Annotated in this window: 11 protein-coding genes; 4 read left to right on the top strand and 7 right to left on the bottom strand. The window is 67.2% G+C overall.

Annotated features, from left to right (window positions below; all coding sequences use genetic code 11):
• Position 1 precedes the first annotated feature (1 nt).
• Together ACOOGG_RS07915 and ACOOGG_RS07910 are read left to right on the top strand one after the other, a co-directional pair.
• Positions 2 to 673 (top strand): metal-dependent transcriptional regulator, encoded by a 672-nt coding sequence (locus ACOOGG_RS07915; RefSeq protein WP_420434013.1) that lies wholly within the window; start codon positions 2 to 4, stop codon positions 671 to 673.
• Between the two features lie 20 nt (positions 674 to 693).
• Positions 694 to 1,470 carry a hypothetical protein gene (locus tag ACOOGG_RS07910; protein WP_420434011.1) on the top strand — a complete coding sequence of 259 codons (777 nt, stop codon included), beginning with the start codon at positions 694 to 696 and terminating at the stop codon, positions 1,468 to 1,470.
• A gap of 3 nt (positions 1,471 to 1,473) precedes the next feature.
• On the opposite strand, the gene ACOOGG_RS07905 is transcribed toward ACOOGG_RS07910, so the two are convergent.
• The 6 genes from ACOOGG_RS07905 to ACOOGG_RS07880 are packed head-to-tail and all read right to left on the bottom strand — an operon-like array spanning position 1,474 to position 9,417.
• A complete protein-coding gene (locus ACOOGG_RS07905) occupies positions 1,474 to 1,905 on the bottom strand; it encodes a nuclear transport factor 2 family protein (protein ID WP_420434009.1) in 432 nt (143 codons plus the stop codon).
• Between the two features lie 10 nt (positions 1,906 to 1,915).
• Positions 1,916 to 3,004, bottom strand: coding sequence for a phosphotransferase family protein (locus ACOOGG_RS07900; RefSeq protein WP_420434007.1), 1,089 nt, complete (start codon positions 3,002 to 3,004; stop codon positions 1,916 to 1,918).
• A 36-nt stretch (positions 3,005 to 3,040) separates the two neighbouring features.
• Positions 3,041 to 5,293: a molybdopterin-dependent oxidoreductase gene (locus ACOOGG_RS07895; protein ID WP_420434005.1), complete on the bottom strand. Its 2,253-nt coding sequence runs from the start codon at positions 5,291 to 5,293 to the stop codon at positions 3,041 to 3,043.
• A gap of 39 nt (positions 5,294 to 5,332) precedes the next feature.
• The gene (locus tag ACOOGG_RS07890) at positions 5,333 to 6,208 is read right to left on the bottom strand and encodes a hypothetical protein (RefSeq protein ID WP_420434003.1); all 876 of its coding nucleotides are present in this window, start codon (positions 6,206 to 6,208) and stop codon (positions 5,333 to 5,335) included.
• Positions 6,209 to 6,228: 20 nt separating this feature from the next.
• Positions 6,229 to 8,652, bottom strand: a complete 2,424-nt coding sequence (locus ACOOGG_RS07885) for a CaiB/BaiF CoA transferase family protein (protein WP_420434001.1) — start codon at positions 8,650 to 8,652, stop codon at positions 6,229 to 6,231.
• A 27-nt stretch (positions 8,653 to 8,679) separates the two neighbouring features.
• Positions 8,680 to 9,417, bottom strand: coding sequence for a class II aldolase/adducin family protein (locus ACOOGG_RS07880; RefSeq protein ID WP_420433999.1), 738 nt, complete (start codon positions 9,415 to 9,417; stop codon positions 8,680 to 8,682).
• 139 nt (positions 9,418 to 9,556) lie between these two features.
• Between ACOOGG_RS07880 and ACOOGG_RS07875 the strand changes: the two genes are divergently transcribed.
• Entirely contained in the window at positions 9,557 to 9,952 is a 396-nt protein-coding gene (locus tag ACOOGG_RS07875; protein WP_420433997.1) for a DUF5318 family protein, read from the top strand.
• Between the two features lie 23 nt (positions 9,953 to 9,975).
• Here ACOOGG_RS07875 and ACOOGG_RS07870 read toward each other — a convergent pair whose 3' ends face one another.
• Complete coding sequence (locus ACOOGG_RS07870; RefSeq protein ID WP_420433995.1) at positions 9,976 to 11,373, bottom strand: amidase; 1,398 nt, start codon at positions 11,371 to 11,373, stop codon at positions 9,976 to 9,978.
• Between the two features lie 130 nt (positions 11,374 to 11,503).
• Here ACOOGG_RS07870 and panB point away from each other — a divergent pair, with 130 nt between their 5' ends.
• Complete coding sequence (gene panB, locus ACOOGG_RS07865; RefSeq protein WP_420433993.1) at positions 11,504 to 12,358, top strand: 3-methyl-2-oxobutanoate hydroxymethyltransferase; 855 nt, start codon at positions 11,504 to 11,506, stop codon at positions 12,356 to 12,358.
• The last annotated feature ends 53 nt before the right edge of the window (positions 12,359 to 12,411 follow it).

Genomic DNA, 12,411 nt, shown 5'->3' with positions numbered 1-12,411 from the left:
CGTGGCCCAGTACCAGACCCCTGAATGGCACCCGGCGTTCGAAGAGTATTGCGAGACCATCTTCGAGCTGGCTGAAGATGATGTCGACGTCATCCAGGCCCGAGTGGCCGAGCGCCTCGACGTTTCCCGCCCAGCGGTGTCTGAGATGATCCACCGGCTGGAGGCCGAGGGCCTGGTCACCTTGAGGGGCCGCTCAATCGAACTGTCCCCCGACGGGATGGATTTAGCCGAGCGGGTGGTGCGTCGCCACCGTCTGGCCGAGGTGTTCCTCACCCAGGTTCTCGGCCTGTCTTGGGCCGAGGCGCACGCTGAGGCCGGCAAATGGGAGCACGTAATCTCCCCCTTGGTGGAGCAGGCCATGATGCGGGTGCTCGACGACCCCACCACCTGCCCCCATGGCAACCCCATCCCCGGCTCCGACTACCAGGCCCCTCAAACGCAAGCGCTAGCCAAGGTTAAAGTGGGCCAGCGATTCGTGGTCGCCCGCATCACCGAAGAACTGGAATTCACCGAGGGACTGCTCGACTTCCTGGAAGGCTCTTCGATGGTCCCCGGTGCCCAAGGAGTCATCACCGCATCCTCGCCTGACGGCACAACCACAGTGGAGATCGACGGGAACCACGTCGGCATCGGTAGCTACGCCAGCGAGCGAATCCTAGTAACCGCCGCCTGATCCAACGTTAGTTGCAGGGGGTGGGAACGAGGGTGCCGACAGGGAACCGCTGCCTTCCCCTGATTCCTTCGGTGGTGCTAGTGGCTTTGCTGCCGGTGGCTACCTGGCATCTGTTTGGGGACCAGACGGATTACTCGGATGATTCTCTTTGGCTGTACTTCATCTGGCGGGCGCCTGGGTGGCTGAATGAGCTGGCCCATCCGATTGGGCTTGTCTCTTCGCTGATGGTGGTGGCTGCGCTCATTTGGCTGGCGGTGGAGTATTGGCTGGAGCACTGGCGCAAATGGTGGTTCATGATGCTGGGGTCCCTTTGCATGCTGGGGCTCTATACCGGGTTGGGGGGAAGATACGCCACCAAGGGAATTACCGAGGAAGATCACGTAAACGTCTACGGCTGGTTGAGCTTGTTGAGCGTGCCCGGGGTCGTTGCCTTGTTCGTCACGATTCTCTGCGTAGCCGCATCCAAGGTCAGGCCGGAATCGACTGCTCGCCATCTCTCCAAAGTGGGGCTCAAGCCAACGAGGCGGATGGCGATGGGTGCGCTCCTGCTGGGCGGCCTCACCTCAGCCGGCCTTTCGCTTGGTACCGCGGCAGCCAAGACTGTGGCATCACCCTCACAAAGCTTGTCGCTAAATGAGTCCATCAACCTGTCGTTGTTCTTCCTGCCCCCTCTCTTATTTGTCGGAGTAATGGGCCTCCTCATCTACCTGGCGATCATGGCCATGGGACTCACCGCCACCTGGCTGCTGCTCTTCCGCACCGCCGACTGGGTGCGCAAGCGAAGGGTCTACTGGTAGGGGTCAGTCCCAGCGGGGGCGGGGGGATTGGGGGAGCCAAGAGTCTGGTTGTTGGGCGATGAGGTAGTTGTAGTCCCAGTATTCGCGCCAGTGGGCGATTTTGTTATCGCGGATTTGGAGGCGGCACAGCACGGGGAGGCTGGCGACGGTGCCGTCGGGGTGGTGCCAGACTTCGACTCGCTCGACGAGCACGTTGTCGCCGCTCACCCAGATGTCGGTGACGCCGAGGTCGAAGCGGTTCAGGGCGCTCAGGCCGACTTCCAGCTTGCCGATGATGCCGGCGTGGCCGACGGTGCCGCCGGAGTCGGTCTCGAAGGGCATGTCCTGGTAGGTGCCGTCCTCGGTGAACAGCTCGGCCACCGCGGGCCAGTCCATCTGCTCCAGGGCGGCGAACAGGGCCTCGGCCAGCGCTCGGTTGGCAGCTTCGTTGCTCATGGGGCTCTCCTCACTCGGGGGCGGGCAGGCCCAGGTACTGGGCCAGCATCTGGGTAGAGGGGTTGTTCTGCTCGTAGTAGGAACCCTCCTCGGCACTGAGGGCGCCGTACTTCACCTGCATGTTCACGATGGCCACCATGATGATGCAAAAGCGCAGACAGCCCCAGGCCTCGAAGTAGTCCACGTGCTCGGCCGTGCGGCCCATGGCCTGCTCCCAGCGGGCGATGGTGCCCTCCCGGTCGGCGAAGCCGGGCAGCCAGCTAATGCCGGCGCCCTCGCTCAAGAACCGGTTCATGTACAAGAACCAGCCCAGGTCCACCTCGCCGGGCCCCAAGTCGGCCATCTCCCAGTCGAACACGGCCATCACCTTGAAGTCGTCGCCGTACATGAGGTTGCTGGGCCGGGCATCGCCCCAGTTCAGCTCAGTGGGCATCGAGCCTGAGGGGTCGTTGGCGTCGAACCAGTCGAGCGCAGCGTCGATCAGCGGCTTGGGCCGGTCCTCGGCGGCCCAGCCGGCGTAGTAGCGCTGGTAGCCGAGCTGCTGGGCGAAACCGGGGCCGCCGTATTGGGGGCGCTCCACAAAGTCGAAGCCGTTGGCCTTCCAGTCGGTTCTGGCCACCGCGGCGAGGGTGTCCACCGACGAGTTGTACAGCTCAGCCTGCTGTTCGGGCGAAGCCTCGAACACCCAGCCCTCGGAGAAGAACGGCGGGTTGTCGGAAGGCACCCGGCCGTGCAGGCGCTCCATGATGAAAAACGGCTCGCCCAGCACGTCGCCGGTGTCCTCCACCCACAGGATCTCGGGCACCGGCACACTGCCGCAGGCGGCCATGTTCTGCATGCTCCGGTACTGGACGCTCATGTCGTAGGTCGGGAAGATGGCGTAGTCGGTGGGCCGCTTGCGCACCACAATGCCCGAGTCCCGGGTCTGGCCGTCGCGGGTGTAAGCGGCGTCGCACACCAGGGTCTCGTTGCTGAATCCGGACGCCTCGGGGTTCACCAGAAAGGACACCTCGGCGTCGGACACGCCGGGGCGGGTGTTCATCCAGTCGGACAGGGAGGCCTTGAGGGCATCGATGTCGCGGTCTTGGGGAATAGCCATAGGAGCCTGAGAATACCCACCGAAGCGGGCCGAATATCAGGCGGGGACGGGCACCACCTCCACCTTGATCCCATTGACGATGGCGTTGCCGGAGATCTCGTCCACCAGCTCGCCCGGGGCCAAAAGGTTGTTGTTGACCCCGGCGAACTCCTTGGCCACCGAGAGCTGCACCCCGTCGAGGCTGTGGCCCCAGCCATGGGGCAGCGACACCACGCCGGGCATCATCTCGTCGCTCACCTCCACCGGCACCTCGATGCTGCCGATCTCGGTGCTCACCCGGGCCACCGAACCGTCGGCCAGGCCGATGCCCTCGGCGTCTTCGGGGTGCACGATCAGCGTGCATCTGTCCTTGCCCTTCACCAGCACCTTCACGTTGTGCATCCACGAGTTGTTGGAGCGCACGTGGCGGCGGCTCACCAGCACCATGCCGTCTTCGCGGCCCAGGCGCCGTTGCAGCCGGCCCACGTCGGCGGTGATGTAGGGCGGGGCCATCTCGATGCGGCCCGACGGGGTGTGGAGGATCTCCGGCACCCGGGGCACCATCGGGCCGAAGTCCAGGCCGTGGGGGTTGTCCTTGAAATCCTGCAACGTGAGGCCGTCGGGGTTCTCGCCGTAGCGGTCGCCCCGATGGCCCACCCGGATCATGAAGTCGGTCATCCGCTCAGGACCGCCCTCGTCGTAGTGCGACAGCACGTGCTCGGGATCGAGGCCAAAGAACATGCAGATCCCGGAGAAGAACCCGTCGTCGATGGCCTTCTCGTCGATCTCGTCGTTTGCCTGGCCTCCCATCAAGGCGCCCACCCGCACGAGCACCTCCCACTCGTCGGGGCGGTCGCCGAAATCGAAGATGCGGTCCGACCAGTTGCCCGCGGTGCGGGCGGCCCAAGACCAGATCATCTCGTCCCAATGGGGCTGCTCCAGCGGGGAGAGGCCGGGCAAGATCACATCGGCGTGGCGGGTGGTGGCGTTGACCCAGTTGTCGACGCAGATCATGGCGTCGAGCATGGGCAGGGCCTCATCGAGGCGGCCGGCCTCGGGCGAGCTGATCACCGGGTTGCCGGCCACCACCACCAGCGCCTTCAGCTGGCCCTCGCCGGGGGTCATGATCTCCTCCGACAGGCACGACACCGGCACCTGGCCCAGCACCTCGGGGGCGCCCCGCACCCGGCTGTACCAGCGCCCGAACTCGGGCTCTTTGGGCTCCTCGAAGTTGAGGGTGGCCATGGCCGGGGCTATCGGGGTGGCGAACATCATTCCGCCGGGCACGTCGAAGTTGGCGGTGAGCAGGTTCACCACGTCGATGAGCCACGAGGCCAGCGTGCCGAACTCCTGGTTGCACAGCCCGATGCGGCCGTAAACGCTGGCGCTGTCGGCCGCGGCGATCTCCCGGGCCAGCCGGCGAGTGGTCTCAGCCGGCACCTGGGTGGTGGCCTCCACCATCTCCGGGGTCCAGTCGGCCACCAGGGCACGCACCTCGTCCAGGCCGTTCACGTGGCCGGCCATGGTGCCCAAATCGACGAGGCCCTCGTCGAACAGCACATGGCACAGGGCTAAGAGGAACGCCGCGTCGGTGCCCGGGGTGATGGGCACCCACTCATCGGCGTGGTCGCAGGTGCCGGTGCGGCGAGGGTCGATCACCACGCACTTGCCGCCCCGCTCGCGGATTTTGTCCATCTCGCCTAGCACGTCGGGGCAGGCCAGAAGGCTCCCCTGGGAGGCGTGGGGGTTGGCCCCCATCACCACCAGGTACTGGGTGCGCATGATGTCGGGTGTGGGGAACGTCCAAGAGTTGCCGTACATGCACACCGACGAAACGTTCTTGGGCCACTGGTCCACGGTGCCCGCCGAGTAGCCCATCTGCACGCCCGACAGCATCACCAGCGCGCCCACATAGCGGCTGATGGAGAAGTTGTGGGCCGCGGGATTGCCGATGTAGTAGGTCATGGCCTCGACGCCGTACTTGTTCCGCACGCCGTGCAGGAGCTCCTCGCACCGGGCATAGGCCTCCTCCCAGGTGGCCTCTTGGAAGGTGCCGCTGGAGTCTTTGACCAGCGGCACCCGCACCCGGTCGGGATCCTCATGCAAGTGGCCCAGCGTGGTGCCCTTGGGGCAGATGAAGCCCTTGCTCCACACGTCGTCGCGGTCGGGCCGGATGGGCGCTAGCACTTTTTCGCCCTCGGTCTTGATCACCATCCCGCACATGGCCTCACACAGCGGACAGGTCCTCAAATGGGTCTTCACCTGGTTGCCGTTGCTGGACGACTTGGGGGCTGGGGTTTCGGCGTTCACGCCGGGGATTTTATCGAAGGCCGGCTGCGGCCCCCGAAGTCAGCGGAGTTGGTCTACGTAGGTGTCGGTGCCGGGGACGGTAGGGATGAAGGGGGCTGATAGGGCCAGGCTGGCCTTGGGGTGGGTGGCTAGGGCGGTGTGGTGGGTGGCGAGGGCGTCGGGGTACACGTCGGCGGGATCCTGGTCCAAGAACCACAGCAAGCACAGGCGCTGGCCCACCTTGGCGGTGGGGGCCACTGGCGGGGTGCCGGGCTGCTCGATGCGGCCCTGGGCGAACTCGCGGGGGGCGAAGGCCAGACACATCTGCGCGGGCGAGCCCAGCAGCACCGAGGGCAGGTGGTCGTTGGCCAGCCACTCCTCGAGGGCGTCCTGGTCGTCGGGATCGGCGGCGTCCACCACCTCAACCACCAGCCCGGCGAAGGGGTGGTCGAGGGCCAGATGGGGCTTCATTGGGCCGCTGCCGGGGCGGACCAAACCGAAGCGGTAGTGGTGGAAGGCGGTGTAGACGTGGGTGCGCCGGGGGAAGCCCCGGCCGTGGGGCATGAGCGCCTCGGCCATGGCCAGAAAGCTCCACCGCTCGGTATCGTCCTCGTGGCCCGCCGTGCTCCAGTACAGCGAGATGTAGCAGCCGGATTCGGGGGGATCGAAGGCGGGCTCGTCCACTTCAGGGCGCAGGTCGCGCAGCGACTTGGGGGCCACCCAGCGCCGTCCAGCGAACACCCAGGGGCCGTGCATGGCCCCGGAGTAGAAGTGGTCGTCCTCGTACCAGCGGTTGTACTCGTATTCGCAACCCTCATGGGGCTCCACCATGGTGATGAGCGCGCTGCCGATGCCGATGTCATTAGGCAGATGCAGCGCCAGACGCTCATATACCGACCGGTCGGCCGGGGTCCGGTCGGGCTCGAAGCTGGTCATGGAACGCCTCCTCGGGGTGGCTAGGTCAAAGCGCCGGCGGCGGCGAGAGCGGAGATCTCGTCCTCGGAGAAGCCTAGGATCTCCGACATCACTTGTTGGGTGTGCTCTCCGACTAGGGGGCCGGCCCGCCAGGGGCGGGCAGGGGTGGCGGAGAACAGGGTGACGGGGCCGTCGAAGGTCATGGTGCCGATGGCGCCGTGGTCGAGCTCTATGAAGAACTCGCGGGCCACCAAGTTGGGATCGGCGTAGAAGTCGCTGGCCCTCAGGGCCGCATAGGCGGGAACGCCCGCGGCCCGCAGCTCCGCGGCGGCCTCGAAGTTGTCGCGGCCAGAGAACCAGGGCTCCAGCAGGTCGTCGGCTTTGGCCACCCCGATCGGCGACCACCGGTCGTCTATCTCGTGCAGATCGGGCACGACCGAGCACAGCCCATCCCACTGCTCGTCGGTCTCCACCGCGACCGCGCAGAAGCGCTCAACACCGGCGGTGCGGAACACGCCATTGGGAGCGGCCCGGTCGCAATCCAACCCGCCCTGGGCGCGCACTCGGCCGCTGTCGCGGTACTCCAGCACCAGCGGGGCCAGAAAGTGGATGGAGGCCTCGATCTGGGACAGGTCGATGTACTGGCCCTGGCCGGTGCGGCTGCGGTGGTGCAGGGCCGCGCCGAGGGCGGAGAGGGCATAGCGGGGGGAGATGAAGTCGGTGTAGGCCCCCCAAGGTGGGTGCGGCGGCCGGTCGGGCCAGCCGGTGATGGCGGTGAAACCGGCCAGGCAGGCCCCGTGTAGGCCGAAGCCGGTGTGGCGGGCCTCGGGACCGGTCTGGCCCCGCATACAGCTCGACAGCATCACCGCCGACGGATTGAGGGATCGCACCCGCTCATACCCGAAGCCCAGGCGGTCGGCGGTGCCGGGGGTGTAGTTCTCCACCAGCACGTCGGCCCACTCGATCATTCGGTCGATCACCGCGGTGGCCTCGGGAATGGTGAAGTTGAGGGCCAGGCCGAGCTTCGACTGGTTCATGTTGGCCATGGGGTGCCCGGCGCTCATGGGCGAGGCGTGGGGCAGATGGGGGGGAATCCAGCGCAGGGTGTCGAGGCGGGCCTCGGTCTCCACTCGAATCACGGTGGCCCCTAGATTGGCCAAGTCCTTGGTGATGAGCGGCCCCGCCGCGATCCATGACAGGTCGGCCACCTTGAGGCCCTCGAACAGCGGTCCTCGGGGCTCTGCCCACACTTTGTCGTCGGCTGGCGGCCGGGAAACGGGATCGAGTCCTTCTAGGATCTCCTGGTGCTGGCCCAGTTCGGGAGCCCGATGGCGGAAGGAGACGGGGGTGGCCGACAGGCGGGCAAACGGTCCGGCGTGCACGGTGCCCTCCACCTCCACCCAGAAGTCCCGAGCGCCAAGCTGGGGGTCGGCAGCCAGATGGGCCGGTGTGTAGCAGGGGGCTACCAGCATCTTGCCGGCCACCGCATGCTTTTGGATCTCGCCCTGGGTCTTGGTCTTTAGGAACTCCAGCATCTGGCCCAAGGCCCGGTTGGCGTCGTCTTTCGACAGCGTCTCGTCGCCCAGCATCTCGAGATAGCGCTCCCAGTCGACCTCGGCCAGGTCGTCGTCGAGCGCGCCCTCCTCGATCACCCAGCCCATGAGCGACCTCATCCCCCGGTTGCCCTGCTCGCCCAGCACCAGGGTCATGCCCACATAGCCGTCGGCGCAGGGCTCGATGAACGGCATCCGCACGCCGGGCACCACCTCGGGGTGGGTCACGTCGGCCCGGTCGTCGCCCCGACCGGGGAAGTCCTGGCCCAGGGCGCCGTAGCTGGTGATCGACATCAGCGACCACATCACCGCGGCCTGAATGGAGCTGTCGAGGTGCTGGCCCAGGCCGCTGCGGTCGCGCTCGCACAGGGCCATGATGGCGTCGGCCGCGGCCTGCATGGCCCCGAGGAACGACGTCTCGGAGTAGCCCACCGGAGTGGGCACTCGGTCGTGGTCGCCTTGCATGGCCAACAGCCCGCCGGCCGCCGACAGGGTGAGATCGGTCTGGGGCGCGGCCTCATCTGGGGTGCCGATGCCGAACGGGGTCACCGACACGTACACCAAAGCGGGGTTGACGGCGGCTATGTCGTCGGGGCCAAGGTTCCGCTCGGCCATATGGCCGGGAGTGAACGACTCCAACAGCACATCGGCGCTGGCTACTAGGGCGCGGATCTTGTTTTGGCCCTGGTGGGTGTTGATGTCGCACATCACGCTGTATTTGCCCAGGCCCATCGCCTCCCAGAACAGCGAGCGGCCGTCGGCGGAAAAAGGCGGGGTGGTTCGGGCGCCGCAACCGCCGGGGGGCTCTACCTTGATCACCTCGGCCCCGAGATCGGCTAGCGTCTTGCCGGCGATCTCTGCGCTGCGGGTGGTCAGATCGAGGACTCGTATGCCGTCGAGGGCGCCGCTCATCGACTCACCTCTAAGTTTCGCCGGGCCTCAGCCGTCGAGCAGATCGGGGTCGCGGCGCAGCTCAGCTCGCACCATCGCCTCCCAGAACCCGATGAAGTTGTCGCCCTGGCTGCGCTTCATCATCTGCACGTAGCTATCGGGCAGCACCGGCGCCAGTTCCCCGCCGGCCGCCCGGATGTGCCAGGCCCGCTGGCAGCGCTGTTCGAGGGCCACCGCCCGCTGGTGCACGGCTCGGGCCGAGTTGCCCAGCACGAACACGCCGTGGCCGGCCAGCAAGGCGAGTTCGGAGTCGCCCATCTTCACGCAAGCGCTGCGGGCCGAGGCGGGGTCGTTCACCGCGCCGTCGTACTCGTCGACCATCACCAGGTCGCCGCCGCCCAGCGATGATGACTGGTCCATCGCCGGGGGCACCTCGGCCATGTCGGCCCACACCGTGCCGTAAAGCGGGTGGTTGTGCATGGCCCAGGCCACTCCGGGGCGGAGCTTGTGCAGCTCCAGGTGCAGCGGGATGCCGGGGGGCACCGGCCAGTCGCCCTCCACCACGTTTCCGTCGAGGTCGATGCGGATCACCTGGCTGGGATGCAGCTCGTCCCAGGTGATGAGCCACGGGTTGCACAGCAGAGTGCCGTCGCCCATGTTCACGGTGATGTGACCGGCTAGATGGTCGTTGTAGCCCTCATGCCAAAGGCAGCGGGCCAAGAGCACCAGTTCCTCGGCGGTGGACAGATCGGGGACCAGCTTTTCAGCAGTGGGGGTGAACGCCATGGGCCCACAGTAGTGGGCGCAGATGGCAAACGGCTTTCCCGGTCGAACGGCAAGGCCGCCGGATTGTAGCGGAGAACCGACAGGACGTGTCGGCACTTTGAGCGACCGCGCGCTTGACAGATGTGGCTACTCTGTGGCGATGGCCGACCCAATGGCCGCAGCAGTAGGGATTCAGCCCGAGCCCGCCTCGACGGTGGATTACCGCTTGGTGCGAGCCCATGTGCTGCAACGGCTCTTGAGCGGCACCCGGATGGCCGACGATGTGTGCGATGCCCATCCGGAGCTTGTGCGAGCCGGCCGGGAGGTTGGCACGGCGGCAGGGGAGCCGTGCCCGGTGTGCCAGGGAGACGAGTTGGCCTTGGTGTCGTATGTGTTCGGACCCCGGCTACCGGCCCACGGCCGCTGCATCAGCTACGCCGCAGAGATCGCCAAGTTGGCCCAACGCAAGGGCCGGTTCACCTGCTACGAGGTGGAGGTGTGCCCCGACTGCCGCTGGAACCACCTCATTCGCAGCTACGTTCTGCGACCCTGCTGAAAAAGCTTGTTGATTGCTGCGGGTCAGCGGGGGCCGTTCCAGAACGGTTGGGCCTGCTCTAGCTGGGCAGCGAGCTGCAACAGGAGGGTCTCGCCGCCGTAGGGGGCAATAAAGTGGCTACCCACGGTTAGGCCTCGGTCGTCCCAGTGCAGCGGCACCGACATGGCTGGCTGGCCGGTGGCGTTGGCCATGGCGCAAAACGGGCTGTAGGCCCCCTGGCGGGCGCCCCACTCGGCCACATTGTCGGCGGTGGCCACCAGCTCGCCCAGAGGAGGCGGCACCCGGGCCAGGGTGGGGGTGAGCACCAGGTCGATCCCCGATTCGTGGAATTGGCCCATCATCCGGCCCATCAGGTGGCTGTCCAGCACGGCCTGGGCGTATTCGGGGCCGGTGAAGGTGGCGCCCCGGGCGGCCAGCGAAGCGGCCACTGGCTCCAGGTCGTCGGGGCCGGGGGGCCGCCCGCACTGGGCCTCCCGACGCACCATCAGCGCAGCCATGTTGGAGGAGGTGATAACCCCCTGGGGGCCGCCCATTCCCCGGCGCACCGGCAAGTCGGCCTCTTCGAGCCGGTGGCCGAGCTCCTCGCACAGCGCCACCGCGGCGTCGAGCGCCCCCCGGGCGGTGGCGTCGAGCTCAATACCGTCGGCCGAGCCATCCCACACCGCGATGCGCAGCGAGGGCGGCGGGGCGGCGATGGCCGCCTCGAACGTACCGTCGGGGGCAGGGGCCACATAGGGGTCGCCGGGGGCTAGGCCGGAGGTGAGGTCCAACAGCACGGCGCTGTCGCGCACCGTGCGTGAGATCACATGGGTGCAGGAGTAGCCGCTCCACCCCTCCCCGGCGTCGGGGCCGAAGCTCACCCGGCCCCGGGTGGGCTTGAGCCCGAACAGCCCGCAGGCCGACGACGGGATGCGGATGGAGCCGCCCCCGTCGGAGGCATGGGCCACCGTCAGCATCCCCGAAGCCACCGCCGATGCCGCCCCGCCGCTGGAGCCGCCCGCGCTGCGGCTTGCGTCCAGCGGATTGGCGCACGGGCCGAACAGGGCGGGCTCGGTGGTGGTCGACAGGCCGAGCTCGGGCGAGTTGGTGCGGCCCAACAGCACCATCCCCGCCTCCCGGTAGCGGCGCACCACCTCTGCGTCGTGGTCGTCTACCGGTGCGTCGGCAAAATACCGCGACCCGTGGGTTGTGACCGTACCCCGCATGGCAAAGTGCAGGTCTTTGATGGCGAACGGCACGCCCCGCAGCCGCCCTTCGGCCGCCGGCTCGGGGTCTACCAAGGTGGTGATGGCGTTCAGTGCTGGGTTTCGCTCGTCAATGCGGGCCATCGTGGCGTCGAGCACCTCGGCCTCCGACACCTCCCCTGCCCGAATGGCATCGGCCAGTCCCACCGCATCAGTCCGGTCTAACAAGTCATCCATGACCACCGAACCTAGTAGCCGGGTAGCGGGCGGATGCAGGCGAGGGTTTGGCATGGGAGTCGAGGAGATGGGCTAGAGTGAAAGCAACCGCCGGCAGCCGAAGGGCGCTGGACGGGGAAGGAGAACAACGATGGGCACAAAGCTCTCCGCGCCGGCTATCTCCAGACGAAAGACCAGCCTGGGCGCCGATCCACTTGTCATGCTCACCGCCTATGACGCTCCCAGCGCTCGCATGGCCGACGAGGCGGGTGCCGATTTGATCTTGGTGGGCGATTCGGTGGCCATGGTCGTGCTGGGCCACGACGACACCATGAGCGTGACCGTCGACGAGATGGCCCACCACACAGCGGCAGTGGCCCGCACCCGACCCAAGGCGATGGTGGTGGCCGACATGCCGTGGATGAGCTACCACGTGACCACGGCCGACACAGTGAGCAATGCGGCCAAGCTGGTGCGGGCTGGGGCCCAGGCGTTGAAGCTGGAAGGCGGGGCCGAGCGAGTCCCGATGATTGAGGCCATCGTTTCAGCCCAGGTGCCGGTCATGGGCCATCTGGGGTTGACCCCCCAATCGGTGCTGGCCCAGGGCGGCTTCCGAGTGCAGGGGCGCGACAGCGAGGCTGCCCTCGGCTTGGTGGCCGACGCCAAGGCGCTGGCCCACGCTGGATGTTTCGCCATCGTTTTGGAGGGGATGCCGGCCGCGGTAGGCCAGATGATCACCGATGCAGTCGACGTGCCCACCATCGGGATCGGCGCAGGAGGCCATTGCGACGGCCAGGTGCTGGTATTTCACGACGTGCTGGGGTTGGAGACCCGAATGCTCCCCCGATTCGTGCGCCGTTACGCCACAATGCACTCCGACGGTGTGGATGCTCTGGCCCGGTTCGCGGCCGATGTGCGCTCCGGGGCCTTTCCTGAGCCCGCAGAGTGCTACGAGATGAACCCCGACGAAGAAATGGCGCTCGGCCTGTACGGACACCGGGGATAGCCGGTAGAGTTTCTCGCAAACAAGACCCTGCCCCGGTGATCGGGGCCCCGGTC

It is taken from the genome of Candidatus Poriferisocius sp., assembly GCF_965214065.1.
Classification (GTDB): domain Bacteria; phylum Actinomycetota; class Acidimicrobiia; order Acidimicrobiales; family Bin134; genus Poriferisocius.
The sequence above is the reverse complement of the archived record's forward strand: the minus strand, read 5'-3'. Positions and strand labels throughout refer to the sequence as shown.